Source organism: Lentzea sp. (assembly GCF_036380075.1).
Taxonomy (GTDB): domain Bacteria; phylum Actinomycetota; class Actinomycetes; order Mycobacteriales; family Pseudonocardiaceae; genus Lentzea.
The window spans coordinates 34,971-50,295 of sequence record NZ_DASVFL010000208.1 but is presented as its reverse complement, the minus strand read 5'-3'; the positions used below and the strand labels follow the sequence as shown (position 1 = coordinate 50,295).

The window sequence follows — 15,325 nt, the reverse complement described above, 5'->3', positions numbered from 1 at the left end:
GGCAGAGTGCGGGCCGTGAGCGACCTGATCTTCCTGGACAGCGCCGGTTCGTCGATCCCGCCCGCCCCGGTCGTGGACGAGGTCGTCGGGCACCTGCGCCGCGAGACCGAGATCGGCGGCTACCGGGCCGCCGCGGAACGCCGTGACGACCTGGAGGCCGGCTACGGCGTGCTGGCCGAGCTCTTCGGCTGCGAGCCGTCCGAGGTCGCCTTCACCGACAGCGCGACCCGCTCGTGGCTCACCGCGTTCGACGCCGTCCCGCTCGCGAAGGGCGACCGCGTCCTCGTGACCGAGGTCGAGTACGGCGGCAACGCCGTGCCGATGCTGCGCCGCGCCGAGGAGACCGGCGCCACGATCGAGGTGGTCCCGTCCGACCGCCACGGCCAGCTCGACGTCGACGCCCTGGACCTCGACGAGCGGGTCAAGCTGATCTCGCTGGTGCACGTCCCGACCAACGGCGGCCTGGTCAACCCGGTGAACGAGGTCACGGCGAAGGCCCGCGAGGTGGGCGCGCTGGTGCTGCTCGACGCCTGCCAGTCCACCGGTCAGATCGACCTCAGCGGCACCGACTACGACATGCTCGTGTGCACCGGCCGCAAGTGGCTGCGAGGACCGCGCGGCACGGGCGCCCTGGTCGTCCGCGACGACGTGCGCCGGCGGCTGAGGCCGCGCCTGATGGACCACAGCGCCGCCGAGTGGACCGACCTGGACCGGTTCGAGCCGCGGGACGACGCGCGGGTGTTCGAGCTCTGGGAGTTCAGCGTCGCCGACCGGCTCGGCCTGATCGCCGCCGCGAGGTACGCGCTGGCCAAGGGCCTGGATGTGATCGAGGCCGAGGTGGGGGAGCGCGCCAGGCGCTTGCGTGAGGGACTCGCGGCCCTGCCCGGCATCACCGTCCAGGACCTCGGCGAACGGCGGTCGGGCATCGTCACGTTCACCAGCGACCGCGTGCCGCCGATGGAGCTCAAGGACCGGCTCTGGGACGACGGCGTCGCCGTCACCGTGTCGCAGCGCGCGTCGACGAGGTTCGACATGACCCGGCGCGGCCTGGACGAGGTAGTGCGGGCGTCCCCGCACTACTTCGTCACCCTCGAGGAGGTCGACCAGGCCCTGGAGAGGGTCAGCAGGACACGTTGATGACCCGCTTCACGCAGTCCGAGTAGCCGACGAACAGGTCGACGGCCCGGTCGTTGCGCGAGGTCTGCGCCGCGATGACGGTGTCACGCGGGTAGAAGCTGTCGAGTCCGCCGCCGCTCGGGTACATCTCGAAGGTGTACGACCAGATCTTGTGCTGGCCCCACATCCAGTCGTCGATGCTGCCGTCGGTGATGTACAGGTCGCTCGCCTGCTCCGGCGTGTAGCCGTTGGTGGCGGCCATCTGCTGGCCGAGCGTGCGGAACGCGCGTTCCTCCGTCGCGTCCAGACCCGGCGCCGTGTTGGCGGTGGTGTAGCCGAACGGCCACAGCACGAGCTCCGAGAACGAGTGGAAGTCGATGTTCGTCTTGATCTGCTGGACGCCACCGACGACACGCGAGTTCACGAAGTTCTTGACCACGTTGGTCTCCGGCGCGGAGAACGCCGCCGTGCCGCGGTACGTGTCGGACGTGCTGCTGCCGCTGGAACCGCCGCAGCAGCCCCACTTGTAGCCCCAGTTGCGGTTGAGGTCGGTGCCGTTGCCCTGGCGGTTCTTGCGCCAGCCGCGGAACGACCCGGTCGCGATGTCGTACTCGACGCCGTCGGGGTTGACCATCGGGACGAACCACACCTCGCGGCTGTCCACCAGGCTCTTGATCGCCGAGTTCGCGTAGTTGTCGGTGTAGCGCTTGATGATCTGCAGGCACTGCTCGACCGTGATGTGCTCGCGGGCGTGCTGGTTGCAGGTGAACAGCACCTCCGGCTCGTTCTCGTCGGTCGCGACGTTGTCGCTGATCTTGAGCGCCCAGATGTCCCGGTTCTGGTAGCTCTTGCCGATGCTGCGCAGGCTCGCGAGCGACGGGTGGTCGGTGACGGTCTGCTGGAGCTCGGCCGTCATCTCGGCGTAGTTGTGGTAGCCGGTGTAGCCGGACGGGAAGTCCTGCGTGCCGACCTGACCGGGGACCGGGTCCGTGAAGTCCACCTTGCCGAGGCTCTTGAGCTGCTGCTCGAAGTCGCCGACGTACCTGATCGGCAGACCGGTCGCCTTCAGGGCCTGGTACTGCGACTTGTCCGCGACCACCGACACCGTGGTGAGCTTGGTCGCGCCGAGCACGTCGACACCAGTTTGGGCGACCTGGGTGCGTTCTGCGGACGTGTTCGCCGTGACCTCCAGCAGGTAGCGGCCGGAGTCGGCCGTGCTGGGCGACGCCATGCCCGCTACCAGCACGGGCAGGCAGACGGCGAGCACTGCGGCGATCTTGCCGCGGCTCTTGCTGAACATCGTTCCTCCATCATCAGCAGGGGTTTGCGACGGAGTTGTGCCCGACCGAGCGTGACCGGGACGTCACAGGCGCAGTAGCGCCGATAGCGGGGTGACCTTTAACAGATTTCCGCGGGAACTAGGCTGTGGGCATGCTCAACCGCATCGACCTGCGAGGTCGCACCACGACTCCCGCTCAGTTGCGCGCCATCGTGCCGCGCGCAGAGGTGGACGTGGACGCGGTGCTGCATCACGTCCGGCCGGTGGTGGACGCGGTGGCGGAACGCGGCGTCGAGGCCGTCCTGGAGTACACCGAGAAGTTCGACCGCGTCCGTCCCGAAACGGTCCGCGTGCCCGCGTCCGAGCTCTCGTCCGCACTGGCCTCGCTCGACCCGGCCGTGCGCGAGGCGCTCGAGGAGGCGATCGCCCGCACCCGCCGCGTGCACGCCGACCAGCGCCGCACCGAGACGACCACGCAGGTCGTGCCCGGCGGCACCGTCACGGAGAAGTGGGTGCCGGTCGCGCGCGTCGGCCTGTACGCGCCCGGTGGCCTCGCCGTCTACCCGTCCACCGTCGTCATGAACGTCGTCCCCGCCCAGATCGCGGGCGTCGAGTCGCTCGTGGTGGTGTCCCCGCCGCAGGCCGAGTTCGGCGGCCTGCCGCACCCGACGATCCTGGCCGCCGCCGAGCTGCTCGGCGTCGACGAGGTCTGGGCCGCCGGCGGCGCGCAGGCCGTGGCGCTGATGGCGCACGGCGGCGTGGACACCGACGGAGCCGAGCTGACGCCGGTCGACGTCGTCACCGGCCCCGGCAACATCTACGTGACCGCGGCCAAGCGCCTGCTGCGCGGTCTCATCGGCATCGACTCCGAGGCAGGACCGACCGAGATCGCGATCCTCGCCGACTCGACCGCCGACCCGGTGCACGTGGCCGCGGACCTCATCTCCCAGGCCGAGCACGACCCGCTGGCCGCGTCGGTGCTCGTCACCGACTCCGACGAGCTCGCGGACGCGGTGGACGCCGAGCTGGAACGCCAGATCGGCGCGACGAAGCACCACGACCGCATCCGCACCGCGCTGAGCGGCAAGCAGTCCGGCATCGTGCTGGTGTCCTCCGTGGACGAAGGCGTGCGGGTCGTCGACGCCTACGCCGCCGAGCACCTGGAGATCCAGACGCGCGACGCCCGCTCCGTCGCTGCGCGGATCCGATCCGCGGGCGCGATCTTCATCGGTCCGTACGCCCCGGTGTCGCTGGGCGACTACTGCGCGGGCTCCAACCACGTGCTGCCGACCGGTGGCTGCGCGCGGCACTCGTCCGGGCTGTCCGTGCAGACGTTCCTGCGCGGCATCCACCTGATCGACTACTCCGAGGAAGCACTCCGGGAGGTCGCCGACAAGGTCGTCGCGCTGGCCAACGCCGAAGACCTGCCCGCGCACGGGCAGGCCGTCACCGCGAGGTTCGCCCGATGAAGCCTGTTGTCGGCGCACGCGTGGAGCTGTCCGACCTGCCCCTGCGCGAGGACCTGCGCGGCCGCACGCCCTACGGCGCGCCGCAGCTCGACGTGCCGTACCGCCTGAACACCAACGAGAACCCGTACGCGCCGACGGACGCGCTGGCCGCCGACGTGGTGGCTGCCGTGGCGGAGATCGCGGGAGACCTGCACCGGTACCCGGACCGCGACGCGGTGGCGTTGCGCGAGGACCTGGCGGCCTACCTCACTGAGGCCACCTCGGTCACGCTGACGGCCGAGAACGTGTGGGCCGCCAACGGGTCCAACGAGATCCTCCAGCAGGTCCTGCAGGCGTTCGGCGGTCCCGGCCGGGTCGCGCTGGGCTTCGAGCCGTCGTACTCGATGCACCCGATCATCGCCGCCGGCACGCGCACCGAGTGGTCGCCGACGCCGCGCCGTCCCGACTTCTCGCTGGACGTCGAGAAGGCCGCCGCGGTGATCGCCGAGACGCGCCCGGACGTCGTCTTCGTGACGTCGCCGAACAACCCGACCGGCCAGTCCATCCCGCTCGAGGACCTGCGGCTGCTGATCGCCTCCACCACGGGTGTGATCGTCGTCGACGAGGCCTACGCGGAGTTCTCGCCGCAGGAGAGCGCGATCAAGCTGCTTGACGAGTTCGGCTCGCGGCTGATCGTCTCGCGCACGATGTCCAAGGCGTTCGCCTTCGCCGGCGGGCGCCTGGGCTACTTGGCGGCGGCCCCGGCCGTGGTCGACGCGTTGCAGTTGGTGCGCCTGCCGTACCACCTCTCGCAACTGACGCAGGCGGCCGCGCGGGCGTCGTTGCGGCACGCGGCCGAGACCCTGGGCTCGGTGGCGCTGCTGGCCGCCGAACGCGACCGGGTCATGGCCTCGTTGCGGGAGCAGGGTTTCCAGGTCGTGCCCTCGGACGCGAACTTCGTGCTGTTCGGCTGGTTCGAGAACGCGCGCGAGACCTGGAAGTCCTACCTGGACCACGGCGTGCTCATCCGGGACGTCGGAATCGCGGGTCACCTGCGGGTGACCATCGGAACGCCCGAGGAGAACGACGCCTTCCTCGCGGCCAGCTTGGAGGTCAGCCGGTGAGTCGTGTGGGCAAGGTCGAGCGCACCACCAGGGAGTCGTCGGTCCACGTCGAGATCGACCTCGACGGCACCGGCAAGGTCGAGATCAGCACCGGCGTGCCGTTCTACGACCACATGCTCACCGCGTTCGGCGTGCACGGCTGCTTCGACCTGACCGTCCGCGCGACCGGTGACACGCACATCGACGCGCACCACTCGGTCGAGGACATCGCGATCGTGCTGGGCCAGGCGCTGCGGGAGGCGTTGGGGGACAAGAAGGGCATCCGCCGGTTCGGCGACTGCTGGATCCCGATGGACGAGACCCTCGCGCACGCCTCCGTCGACGTGTCGGGCCGCCCCTACACCGTGCACCGCGGCGAGCCGGAGCAGTTCAACTCGTTCGTCATCGGCGGCAACTACCCGTTCGTGCTGAACCGGCACGTGTTCGAGTCGCTGGCCTTCCACGCCCAGATCGCGCTGCACGTGCGCGTCGAGTACGGCCGCGACCCGCACCACATCGCCGAGGCCGAGTACAAGGCGATCGCGCGTGCCCTGCGCACGGCCGTGGAGCCCGACCCGCGCGTCGGCGGCATCCCGTCGACCAAGGGCGTGCTGTAGATGCCGAAGGAAGTCGTCGTCATCGGTCTGCTGGCCCTCGCGGGCTTCCTGGGCGGTGGCGTGTACACGACGTGGAAGACCGCCAGGGTGCTGGCGGTCATCCTCCTCGTGCTGACCGTTCTCGCGGTCGGCGGCGCGGTGCTCTGGCTCATCTAGCCCCGAACCGAGAAGATCACGCGCGTGACCGAGCCCGAGTACGACGCGTTCCTCTCGCACAGCGGCGCTCTGGACGGCACGCTCGCCCCGGCGTTGCGGCGCGGTGTGGAGCGGTTCGCCAAACCCTGGTACCGGCCGCGTGCGCTGAGGGTCGCCCTCGACGACGAGAGTGCGCTGGCCCGGTCGCGCTGGTTCGTCCTGACGGCGTCGCCGGAGCTGCCCGACCGGGTCGTGCGCCAGCTCGGCTGGTGGCTGGAACACCGGTCGGCGGAGCGGATCCTCGTCGTGCTGACCTCCGGCGAGTACGCGCGGTCGGTGCCGCCCGCGGTGCGGAAGGTCCTGGGGCAGGAACCGCGCTGGGTCGACCTGCGGCGGGTGACGCTCGCCGACGAGTCGAACCCGCGCTTCCGGCAGGGCGTCGCCGACATCGCGAGCGCGGTGCGCGGCGTCCCGTCCGACGACCTGGTCGGTGAGCACGTCCGCCTGCACCGCCGTTCGGTGCGGTTCGCGCGCGGCGCGGCCGTGGCATCGGTGGTCCTCGTCGTCGCGGCACTGGTGACGGCCGAGGTGCAACGCGGCAACGCGACAAGGGAGGCCCGCACCGCCACGGCACGCGGCCTCGCCTCGGCGGCCGTCGCTAACCTGCGCACCGACCTCGGGCTGGCGCAGGTGCTCGCCGCCGAGGCCTACCGCGTCGAGCCGAACCCGCAGACCCGGTCCGCGCTGTTCCAGGCGCTGACCGCGTCCCCGCAGCTCGACCGGTACGTGCAGGTCGGCGGCGAGGTGACCGCCCTGGCCGCGTCGGCCGACGGCAAGGTCGCGGTCGCCGGCACCTCCGACGGCCGCGTGGTCCGGCTGGACCTGGGTGCTTCCGCGCGTTCCGAGACCAGGATCGGCTCGGCCCCGGTGACGGCGGTGGCGGTCAGTGCCGATGGCGGCGTGATCGCCGCGTTCGCCGCGGGCTCGGCGGTGCGCTGGGACGGTTCGTCCGCCGTGCGGCGGTTCGACGTGCCGGCCGACCTGTCGTCCGGACTGGTCGCGGTGTCGCCGTCCGGTCGGTTCACCGCTTTCCGCGCCATGGAGGCGGACCGCTTCCTGTCGATCGTCCACGATGGACAGAAAGACCGCCTGGCGCAGCGCGACGGAACGGCGTTCCCGTTGCTCGTGCTGCGGCTGCCCGACGACGAGACGCTGGTGGAGCTGTCCGACACCGAATGGGTGCGCCGCTCTCTGACCTCTCAGGAGGCCGTGTCCACGGCACGCGGCGAAGTGCTGCCCGCGAACGGTTCCTGGTACGGCGCCTCCGCCGACGGCGCCCAGTTCGGCTGGTCGACCGACGGCCTGACCAGGGTGTGGCACACCACGAACCCGACGTTCGGCTTCAACACCCAGGACGCCGAAGTGCGCCTTGGCCGCCCCACCCCGTCGCACGTCGCCATCACCAACGACGGAACCCGCACCGCGGTCGCCGAGAACGGCACGATCCACGTCTACGACCTGACCGGCACGGGCGAACTCGCCCGGCTCGAAGGCGCCAGCGAGACGCCGTTCGTCGAGTTCCTGGGCTCCTCGAACCGCCTGGTCTCCGCCTCGCACGACCGCCTGGTGCTGTGGGACCTCACCAGGAACACCCGCCTGAGCTCACCGCTGCCGACCCGGACCCCGTTGTCCTGCAACGCCTGCCCGGCCCCGTGGCTCGCGGCCTCGCACGGCAGGACGGCCGTGACCGCGGGCGCGGAGGTGTCGTCCGGAACGCTGACCGAGTCGGTCGGCCCGGACAGCGACTTCGGCCCGGTGGCCTGGAACGCCGCCGGCGACCACCTCTACCTGGTGACCCTGCCCGAAGGCATCGGCGAGACCTGGCAGACCCAGCCGGTCCTGCGCCGCACCTCCCGCTGGAAGGGCGACGTCGTCGCCGAGCACCTGGTGGCGATGCGAGCCGCACCCGACGACAGCCGGCTGGTCACCGTGAACGAACAGGGCGACGTCCAGGTGTTCTCCGGCCCGGACTTCACCGATGAGCGCACCATCCCCCTCGGCCGCCGCCTGGACCACGCGGGCTGGCCCCCGGCCGCCGGTCTGGCCGCCATCAGCCAGGACACCACGCAGGTCGCGGTGGCGACCCAGGACTCGGTCGAGCTGATCGACACCACCACCGGCACCCGCCGCTCACTGGCCGGCCGAGCCGACGCGGTGACGTTCACCGACGACCACCTGCTGGTCCAACGCCCCGGCACCATCGAGATCCTGGACAAGACCGGCTCCGCACCCCGCACGCTCGCCACGTCCCCGGACCACCTGCCGGGCATCACCGCAACGCCGGACACGAGCCTCGCCGTCCACCTGACCCGAACCCAGTCGCTGGTCCTCACCGACCTGACCACCGGCGACCGCGTGGGCGAGGTCCCCCTGACCTCCCGACGAGGCCGCTTCGGCCGCATCGGCACGGCCTTCGACGGCCCCGACCGCCTGGTCACAGCGATCTCCGACGCCCCGCTGCGCGCCTGGGACCTCTCCGCCGACAACTGGGTCCGCACAGCCTGCACAACGTCAGCCCGAACCCTGACCGCCGACGACTGGCGCCGCTACGTCGGCACCGAACTCCCCGCGGACCGTGCCTGCTAGGTCCCGAGGTACCGCGCGGGCACGTGCTGAGCGAGCCACACCCCGTTGGCACTGAGCCGGAACTCGTGCCCGTCCCCGTGCATGGCCGCGGCGTCCACCGTGAGAATCACCGGCCGCCCACGCCGCGCCCCGACCCTGGTCGCGGTCTCACGATCGGGCGACAGGTGCACGTCGTGCCGCGACATGGGCCTGAGCCCGTCGCGCATGATGTCGTCGAGGTACTGGGCCACCGTGCCGTGGAACAACACGTCAGGCGGCACGGCCACCGGCAACCCGAGGTCCACCTCGACGCTGTGCCCCTGGTTGGCCCGGATGCGGTCCCCTTCGACCGTGAACCGCTTCTTGTCGTTGCGCTCCACGACCTCACGCATCTCCGCGGCGGAAATCCCCAGCGCGCTGAGCAACTCCTCGACCGGCACCCACCCGGCGGGATCGAGGGTGAGGCCGACCCGCTCGGGCTGGTGCCGGAGCGCCTTGGACATCCGCTTGGAGAGGCGGATCATTCTGTCTTGTTCCATTTGCTCCTCAGCAAACCACAGCCTGTCCAGCCGTTTTGCGCGTCGTTCCCGCGCCTGGGACTCACTCGAACGGGTGGTCCTCGTCCTGATCCACGCCTGGGGCCGTCTGGTAGATGTCCTGATTTCATGGTCAACCGCCTCCCGCAAATAGGCGGAGCGCGGGGGCTGCGGACGACGGATGTCGAGGGCGGAGGGGCAGGTGACGGTTATGTTCGGTGCGTTGGCCGAAACCCTGACCGGCCGGCCCGTCGTCCGGTTGGATGGAGATCGTGTGGCGTGAGCGGATGGTGCCCGGCGAGCCCGAGATCTTCGTGGCCTGGCAGGAGGGGCCAGGCGACCGTGCGGATGGTGCGGGCGACCGCGCGGAGGGTGGGGGCGATCGCGCGGATGGTGCGGGCGACTGCGCGAACGGTGGGAGCGACCGCGTGGAGGGTGCGGGCGACCGCACGTTGCTCGCCATCCACGGCGGCCCGGACTGGGACCACAGCTACCTCCGCGACCCGCTCCACCGCCTGGAGGACCGCCGCCTGCTGATGCCCGACCTGCGCGGATGCGGCCGGTCGGGACGCGTTCCCGAGTACCACCCCGACGGCGTGGTGGACGATCTCGTGCGGGTGCTCGACGCGTTCGGCGTGGAGCGGGCGGACGTGCTCGGCCATTCGTACGGCGGCATGCTGGCGCAGCGGTTCGCGATCAGTCATCCGTCGCGGGTGCGCAGCCTGATCGTGTCGGGCAGCAGCGTTCTGCCTGTGCCGCCGGACGCGTTCGACGGGTGGGTGGAGCGTGACGAGATCCTGGCTCGCCAAGAGGATCCCTGGCAGCGCGAGGACCTGACGCCGGAGGAGTGCGTGCGCGCCGAGGCGTTCGCCGCGGCGCTGGCCAACATCTGGCGTGCCGAGGCCATGGCCGAGTACCTGCGCCGGCTGGATGAGGTCAGGTTCGGGGGCGACTGGGTGCGGCAGCTGCAGAGCGGAACTCTTGTGTCGCCGCGGATTCCCGATGCGGCGCAGAGGATCGCGGAGCTAGGCATCCCCGTGTTGCTGGTGCACGGGCGGTACGACATGACGTTTCCGGTCCAGCTGGTCGAGCCGACGCTGGAAGCGGTGCCGGAGGCGTGTGCGGTGGTGCTGGAGGATGCCGGCCACATGGTGCACGTCGACGAGCCCGACGGTTATCTGCGGGCGGTCGGGGAGTTCCTACAGGGTGCCGCCCTCCAGGACCGGCTTGAGCTGGGGGGCGCCGGGGCCGTGTGAGGCCTGCTCGTCGTCGATGTTCTGCAGCGAGCAGCTGCGCAGCGAGAGGCAGCCGCAGCCGATGCAGCCGGTCAGCCTGTCGCGCAGGCGGAACAGGGCGTCGATGCGCGCGTCCAGCTCTGCCTTCCACGAGCGGGAGAGGCGTTCCCAGTCGGACTTCGTGGGTGTGCGGTTGTCGGGGAGCTGGGCGAGGGCGTCGCGGACGTCCTCCAGGGTCAGGCCCACCCGTTGCGCCGTGCGGATGAAGGCCAGGCGGCGCAGCACCGAGCGCTGGTAGCGCCGTTGGTTGCCCGCGGTGCGGATGGAGCCGATCAGGCCCCTGTCCTCGTAGAAGCGCAGCGCTGTGTGGGGGACGCCGCTGCGTTCCGCTACCTGGCCGATGGTCAGCATTTCCGGCAACTTGCTCACCGGATCATGGTAACCGCTTGACCTCCAGCATGGTCGAGGTTGAACAGTTGGTGCCATGCAACGGATACCAGAGCTCTTCGCGAGGATGGCAGGGGACGAGAAGCACGAGTGGGCGGCTGCTTCCACGATCGACGTGCTCTGGGTCCTGTACGACCGGGTCCTCGACGTCACGCCCGCCACCGTCGACGACCCGGACCGCGACCGGTTCCTGCTGTCCAAGGGACACGGTCCGATGGCCTACTACGCGGTCCTCGCGGAGAAGGGGTTCATCGACGAGTCCACTTTGGACTGCTGGACGTCGTGGGACAGCCCGCTCGGCCAGCACCCCGACCGGGTGCTCGTACGCGGTGTGGAGATCAGCAGCGGCTCGCTCGGGCACGGGCTGCCGATCGCGGTCGGCACGGCCATCGGGCAGCGGATCGGCGGGAGCCGCGGGCGCACGTTCGTGCTGGTCGGCGACGGTGAGCTCGACGAAGGCAGCAACCACGAGGCGATCGCGGTGGCGGCACGGCTCGGCGTCGCCAACCTCACCGCCGTCGTGATCGACAACCGGTCCGCCATGTACGGCTGGCCCGGCGGCATCGCACGGCGCTTCGCCGTCGAGGGCTGGCAGACCGCCGAGGTCGACGGCCGCGACCACGAGGCCCTCTTCGCCGCACTCACCGCCCCGCACGACCGCCCGTACGCGGTCGTCGCGCAGATCGAGAAGAGCTGAACGATGACCACGATGCGCCAGGCGTTCGTCAGGACGGTCAACGAGGAGATCGGGCACGACCCGCGGATCGCCGTGGTCACCGCGGTGATCTCCAGCAACGAGTTCCCGCAGGAGAACGAACGCGTCGTCGACGTCGGGATCCGCGAGCAGACCATGGTCGGCGTGGCGAGCGGTCTGGCGTTGGCGGGACTGCGGCCGGTCGTGCACAGCTACGCGCCGTTCCTCGTCGAACGGCCCTACGAACAGATCAAGCTCGACATCGGCCATCAGGACGTGGGCGCGGTGTTCGTGAGCATCGGCGCGTCCTACGACGACCCGGCGTGGGGACGTACGCACCAGTCGCCAGGTGACGTGGCATTGTTCGACACGCTTCCCGGCTGGACCGTGCACGTGCCGGGTCATGCGGACGAGGTCACGCCGTTGCTCCGTCAGGCGCTGAAGGACGACAACCGGGTCTACGTCAGGCTTTCACTGCACGCGAACGCACAGGCGTATCCGGTCGGCGAGGGATTCACCGCTCTGCGGCACGGAAAGCGCGGTGTTGTGGTCGCCGTCGGGCCGATGCTCGACCGTGTGCTCAAAGCCGTCGAGTCGGAGAACGCGGACGTCACGGTGCTGTACGCGGCCACGGTCCGACCGTTCGACTCGGACGGACTGCGCAAGGCGGTGCGGGAGACGGACCACGCCGACGTCATGGTGGTGGAGCCGTACCTCGAGGGAACTTCATCTCATCTTGTGTCCGAGTCACTGCAACAAACCCCGCACCGTGTGCGTTCTATAGGCGTCAAACGACACGCAGAGCTCCGCAACTACGGCACGGCCGAGGATCATGACGCCGCGCACGACTTGGACGTGGTCGGGTTGGGGAGCGCTGTGCGGAGTTTCTTCAGGGGGTGAAGAAACATGTTCGCAGTCATGGGGGATGACTGGACCGGCGCACCGTCGCGCGCCGCGTAGAGGTGAAGGGGTGACGCGACTGGGCCGGATGCCCGGTCGCGCACCGCTTCCCGGCACATCCGCCCGTTCCGGAACGCGTAAATCCTGGCATGTCTGCACGGGGTCGCGAGGCGGACCAGGAATGATGTTGATCGTGAGAATGCTGATCTGGACCCCGTTGAACGCCGCCGAGCTGCAGAAGGCGATGCACAGCGGCAACGTGGGCCCCGCGGCGCTCGTCCCGGTGCAGTCCGGCACGGTGCTGCTGCCCCCTCCGGCCACCAAGCTCAACGAGGCCGCGTACATGACGAACAGGGTGCGCAAGATCGGGAACGGCGCCGCGCTCGCCGTGTGGAACGACGACGCCGCCCTGCTCTACCTCTTCACCACCACGCTCGGCCGCGCGTCGATGTGGGGCTCGCGCGAGGCGGTGCTGCGGCTGTCGGAGCAGGCGAAGCAGTCGGGTCCGGTGGGCAGGCTCGTCGACCGCTCGACCGCGGGGATGATCAACCTGCGCGAGAAGGACAAGTGGCAGGCCGACGCCATCGACAAGCTCACGGCGCTGCACCCGGCGGCCAGCCGCAAGGGCGCCCTCGAACGCATCCGCGACTTCCACAACGCCGAGGACGCCATCCCCGGCTTCTTCCGCATGGCGGGCCTGCCCGAGGTCGCGCAGGTGGCGGAGCTCACCGAGCAGGGCAGGGCGGACTTCGTGCTGGACGGGCTCGAGCCGCCGCACACGCAGAAGTGGCCGCTCGCGCTGATCTTCCCGTTGATCCTGGTGACGGCGCTGGTGACCGTGCTGCTCAACGTCGGGATGGTCGTCTACTACCTCGTCGCCGGGCTGCTCCTGGTCGTGACGGTCGGACTGATGGTCACGCTGCGGCGGCAGCTCGTGCGCGGGAAACCGATCAACACCGTGCTGCCGGTCATCCCGGTGACGCAGGGAGCGGTTCCGACCGACTAAACTGGTGGTCGTGGCACGTGTCGTCGTACTTGACTATGGCTCCGGCAACCTGCGCTCGGCCGAGCGCGCGCTCCAGCGGGTCGGCGCCCATGTCGAGGTGACCGCGGACCCGCGGGCGGCGCGCGAGGCCGACGGCCTGGTCGTGCCGGGCGTCGGTGCGTACGCGGCGTGCATGGAGGGCCTGAACTCGGTGCGCGGCGCCCGGATCATCGGTGAGCGCCTCGCCGGCGGCCGTCCGGTGCTCGGCATCTGCGTGGGCATGCAGATCCTGTTCGAACGCGGCATCGAGCACGGCGTGCTCACGGAGGGCTGCGGCGAGTGGCCCGGCACCGTCGAGCGTCTCGAAGCGCCGATCGTGCCGCACATGGGCTGGAACACGGTCCGCGCACCCGAGGGTTCGAAGCTGTTCGCGGGCCTCGACAAGGACACGCGCTTCTACTTCGTCCACTCCTACGGCGTGCGCAGGTGGGAGCTGGAGTCGGCCGACCACATCAAGCCGCCGCTCGTGACGTGGGCCGACCACGCGGGCGACGAGTTCGTGGCCGCCGTCGAGAACGGGCCGCTGTGGGCGACTCAGTTCCACCCGGAGAAGTCCGGGGACGCCGGCGCGCACCTGCTGGAGAACTGGCTCACCAGCCTGTCCTGACCGCGCGACGCGGGACGCTAGGCTTCCGGGGTGACGTTCACACTCCTCCCCGCTGTTGACGTGGCCGACGGTCGTGCCGTCCGGCTCGTGCAGGGCGAAGCCGGTACCGAGACGAACTACGGCGAGCCGCTCGACGCGGCCCTGCAGTGGCAGCGCGACGGAGCGGAGTGGATCCATCTCGTCGACCTCGACGCGGCGTTCGGGCGCGGCTCGAACCGCGAGCTCGTCGCCCGCGTCGTCGGCGAGCTGGACGTGCAGGTGGAGCTGTCCGGCGGCATCCGTGACGACGCCTCGCTGGAGGCCGCGCTGGCCACCGGCTGCGCCCGCGTGAACCTGGGCACGGCCGCGCTGGAAGACCCGCTGTGGTGCGCGAAGGCGATCGCGGCGCACGGCGAGAAGATCGCCGTGGGGCTCGACGTCCGCATCACCGAGCAGGGCCACCGGGTCAAGGGCCGCGGCTGGACGTCGGACGGCGGCGACCTCTGGGAGGTCCTCGACCGGCTCGACCGCGACGGCTGCGCCCGCTACGTCGTCACAGACGTGTCGAAGGACGGCACGCTCACCGGCCCGAACCTGGACCTGCTGAGCGAGGTCTGCGCCCGCACCGACGCCCCCGTGGTCGCGTCCGGTGGCGTGTCCACTGTGGACGACCTGGTGGCGCTGTCCAAGCTCGCCCGTGACGGCGTCGAGGGCTCGATCATCGGCAAGGCCCTGTACGCGGGCGCGTTCACGCTCCCGGAAGCGCTCGCTGCGGTGCGTTGACGACCTTCTCGATGTGAGCGGCCGCGGCCGCGTGCGTGACACCGGTGTTGTGCAGCACGTCGGCCGCGGTCCCGTCTTCCGCCAGCAGCACGCCGAGCAGGATGTGCTCGGTGCCGATGAACATGTGGCCCATCCGCAGCGCCTCGCGCACGGTCAGCTCCAGGGCCTTCTTGCAGTGCGCGGTGTACGGCTGCTTCTCCGGCCGCTGCTTGGCCTCGTTGTCCAGGCGGTTCAGCACGGCGATGCGCGTGCTGCCGTCGCCCGACTCCAGCTTCGCGATGGTCTTGGCGGCGAGCCCGCCCGACTCGTCGAGCAGCCCCAGCAGCAGGTGCTCGGTGCCGATGCGCTCGCTGAACCGCGCGTGGTGGCGCGCCAGCGCGATGACCCGGCGCGACCGCTGGGTGTAGCGGTCCATCGACGGCTTGCTCAGCTCCGGCGACTCCTTCGGCACGAACCGCTTCTGCGCCGCCTGCTTGGTGACGCCGAGGCTCTCGCCGATCTCCGCCCAGCTCGCGCCGCCGCGCCGCGCCTCGTCCACGAAGTGGCCGATCAGGTGGTCGCCCAGCTCGGTGAGCTGACCGCTCATCTCGACGGCCTTCGCCAGGCGCGCGAGGGAGTCGTCCGCCTCCTGGGCGACCGTGACGATGAGATCGGTCAACTGGATCACCCGTCAACTGTAGGTTGACGCACTGCATCGGGTCAACGTGGGGTTGACGCTCAACTCCGCCTCAACATTGACGCATCCAGTCCACGTTGATTCCACGTTGACGAGCGCC

The 15,325-nt window shown here is 70.4% G+C and carries 16 protein-coding genes; 12 read left to right on the top strand and 4 right to left on the bottom strand.

Features of this window, described 5'->3' with window-relative positions; all coding sequences use genetic code 11:
* Positions 1–15 precede the first annotated feature (15 nt).
* Positions 16–1,137, top strand: a complete 1,122-nt coding sequence (locus VF330_RS22865) for an aminotransferase class V-fold PLP-dependent enzyme (protein ID WP_330853695.1) — start codon at positions 16–18, stop codon at positions 1,135–1,137.
* Here the strand turns inward: VF330_RS22865 and VF330_RS22860 are convergent.
* Positions 1,121–2,416 carry a M14 family metallopeptidase gene (locus tag VF330_RS22860; RefSeq protein WP_330853694.1) on the bottom strand — a complete coding sequence of 432 codons (1,296 nt, stop codon included), beginning with the start codon at positions 2,414–2,416 and terminating at the stop codon, positions 1,121–1,123. The two genes, VF330_RS22865 and VF330_RS22860, sit on opposite strands and share 17 nt — an antisense overlap.
* A gap of 131 nt (positions 2,417–2,547) precedes the next feature.
* Between VF330_RS22860 and hisD the strand changes: the two genes are divergently transcribed.
* From hisD to VF330_RS22835, 5 genes are read left to right on the top strand one after another with little or no spacing between them, the layout of a single operon-like run.
* Positions 2,548–3,864, top strand: coding sequence for a histidinol dehydrogenase (gene hisD / locus VF330_RS22855; protein WP_330853693.1), 1,317 nt, complete (start codon positions 2,548–2,550; stop codon positions 3,862–3,864).
* Positions 3,861–4,967: a histidinol-phosphate transaminase gene (locus tag VF330_RS22850; RefSeq protein ID WP_330853692.1), complete on the top strand. Its 1,107-nt coding sequence runs from the start codon at positions 3,861–3,863 to the stop codon at positions 4,965–4,967. Before hisD ends, VF330_RS22850 begins: the two co-directional genes overlap by 4 nt.
* The gene (gene hisB, locus VF330_RS22845) at positions 4,964–5,563 is read left to right on the top strand and encodes an imidazoleglycerol-phosphate dehydratase HisB (protein ID WP_330853691.1); all 600 of its coding nucleotides are present in this window, start codon (positions 4,964–4,966) and stop codon (positions 5,561–5,563) included. The genes VF330_RS22850 and hisB overlap by 4 nt, the downstream gene beginning before the upstream one ends.
* A complete protein-coding gene (locus VF330_RS22840) occupies positions 5,564–5,719 on the top strand; it encodes a hypothetical protein (protein ID WP_330853690.1) in 156 nt (51 codons plus the stop codon). It begins immediately after the preceding gene.
* A gap of 24 nt (positions 5,720–5,743) precedes the next feature.
* Complete coding sequence (locus VF330_RS22835; RefSeq protein WP_330853689.1) at positions 5,744–8,344, top strand: WD40 repeat domain-containing protein; 2,601 nt, start codon at positions 5,744–5,746, stop codon at positions 8,342–8,344.
* On the opposite strand, the gene VF330_RS22830 is transcribed toward VF330_RS22835, so the two are convergent.
* A complete protein-coding gene (locus tag VF330_RS22830) occupies positions 8,341–8,862 on the bottom strand; it encodes an RNA 2'-phosphotransferase (protein WP_330853688.1) in 522 nt (173 codons plus the stop codon). The genes VF330_RS22835 and VF330_RS22830 overlap by 4 nt on opposite strands.
* A gap of 260 nt (positions 8,863–9,122) precedes the next feature.
* Between VF330_RS22830 and VF330_RS22825 the strand changes: the two genes are divergently transcribed.
* On the top strand, positions 9,123–10,115 hold the full coding sequence (locus VF330_RS22825; protein WP_330853687.1) for an alpha/beta hydrolase: 993 nt from the start codon (positions 9,123–9,125) through the stop codon (positions 10,113–10,115).
* Here VF330_RS22825 and soxR read toward each other — a convergent pair.
* Positions 10,059–10,505: a redox-sensitive transcriptional activator SoxR gene (soxR, locus tag VF330_RS22820; protein WP_414675433.1), complete on the bottom strand. Its 447-nt coding sequence runs from the start codon at positions 10,503–10,505 to the stop codon at positions 10,059–10,061. The two genes, VF330_RS22825 and soxR, sit on opposite strands and share 57 nt — an antisense overlap.
* A gap of 73 nt (positions 10,506–10,578) precedes the next feature.
* Here soxR and VF330_RS22815 point away from each other — a divergent pair, with 73 nt between their 5' ends.
* The 5 genes from VF330_RS22815 to priA all read left to right on the top strand — a co-directional run bounded on the left by VF330_RS22815 (position 10,579) and on the right by priA (position 14,549).
* Positions 10,579–11,238, top strand: coding sequence for a thiamine pyrophosphate-dependent enzyme (locus VF330_RS22815; RefSeq protein ID WP_330853685.1), 660 nt, complete (start codon positions 10,579–10,581; stop codon positions 11,236–11,238).
* 3 nt (positions 11,239–11,241) lie between these two features.
* Positions 11,242–12,135: a transketolase family protein gene (locus VF330_RS22810; RefSeq protein ID WP_330853684.1), complete on the top strand. Its 894-nt coding sequence runs from the start codon at positions 11,242–11,244 to the stop codon at positions 12,133–12,135.
* Positions 12,136–12,328: 193 nt separating this feature from the next.
* Positions 12,329–13,141 carry a hypothetical protein gene (locus tag VF330_RS22805; protein WP_330853683.1) on the top strand — a complete coding sequence of 271 codons (813 nt, stop codon included), beginning with the start codon at positions 12,329–12,331 and terminating at the stop codon, positions 13,139–13,141.
* A gap of 10 nt (positions 13,142–13,151) precedes the next feature.
* Positions 13,152–13,787, top strand: a complete 636-nt coding sequence (gene hisH, locus VF330_RS22800; RefSeq protein ID WP_330853682.1) for an imidazole glycerol phosphate synthase subunit HisH — start codon at positions 13,152–13,154, stop codon at positions 13,785–13,787.
* A gap of 30 nt (positions 13,788–13,817) precedes the next feature.
* Positions 13,818–14,549 carry a bifunctional 1-(5-phosphoribosyl)-5-((5-phosphoribosylamino)methylideneamino)imidazole-4-carboxamide isomerase/phosphoribosylanthranilate isomerase PriA gene (gene priA, locus VF330_RS22795; protein WP_330853681.1) on the top strand — a complete coding sequence of 244 codons (732 nt, stop codon included), beginning with the start codon at positions 13,818–13,820 and terminating at the stop codon, positions 14,547–14,549.
* Here the strand turns inward: priA and VF330_RS22790 are convergent.
* Positions 14,515–15,216: a Clp protease N-terminal domain-containing protein gene (locus VF330_RS22790; RefSeq protein WP_330853680.1), complete on the bottom strand. Its 702-nt coding sequence runs from the start codon at positions 15,214–15,216 to the stop codon at positions 14,515–14,517. The genes priA and VF330_RS22790 overlap by 35 nt on opposite strands.
* Between the last annotated feature and the right edge of the window lie 109 nt (positions 15,217–15,325).

Excerpts from the sequence above, each read along its gene's own strand:
- VF330_RS22860 (WP_330853694.1), bottom strand. The coding sequence starts at position 2,416 with ATGTTCAGCAAGAGCCGCGGCAAGATCGCCGCAGTGCTCGCCGTCTGC.
- hisD (WP_330853693.1), top strand. The coding sequence starts at position 2,548 with ATGCTCAACCGCATCGACCTGCGAGGTCGCACCACGACTCCCGCTCAG.
- VF330_RS22850 (WP_330853692.1), top strand. The coding sequence starts at position 3,861 with ATGAAGCCTGTTGTCGGCGCACGCGTGGAGCTGTCCGACCTGCCCCTG.
- VF330_RS22840 (WP_330853690.1), top strand. The coding sequence starts at position 5,564 with ATGCCGAAGGAAGTCGTCGTCATCGGTCTGCTGGCCCTCGCGGGCTTC.
- VF330_RS22830 (WP_330853688.1), bottom strand. The coding sequence starts at position 8,862 with ATGGAACAAGACAGAATGATCCGCCTCTCCAAGCGGATGTCCAAGGCG.
- VF330_RS22825 (WP_330853687.1), top strand. The coding sequence starts at position 9,123 with ATGGAGATCGTGTGGCGTGAGCGGATGGTGCCCGGCGAGCCCGAGATC.
- soxR (WP_414675433.1), bottom strand. The coding sequence starts at position 10,505 with ATGCTGACCATCGGCCAGGTAGCGGAACGCAGCGGCGTCCCCCACACA.
- VF330_RS22815 (WP_330853685.1), top strand. The coding sequence starts at position 10,579 with ATGCAACGGATACCAGAGCTCTTCGCGAGGATGGCAGGGGACGAGAAG.
- VF330_RS22810 (WP_330853684.1), top strand. The coding sequence starts at position 11,242 with ATGACCACGATGCGCCAGGCGTTCGTCAGGACGGTCAACGAGGAGATC.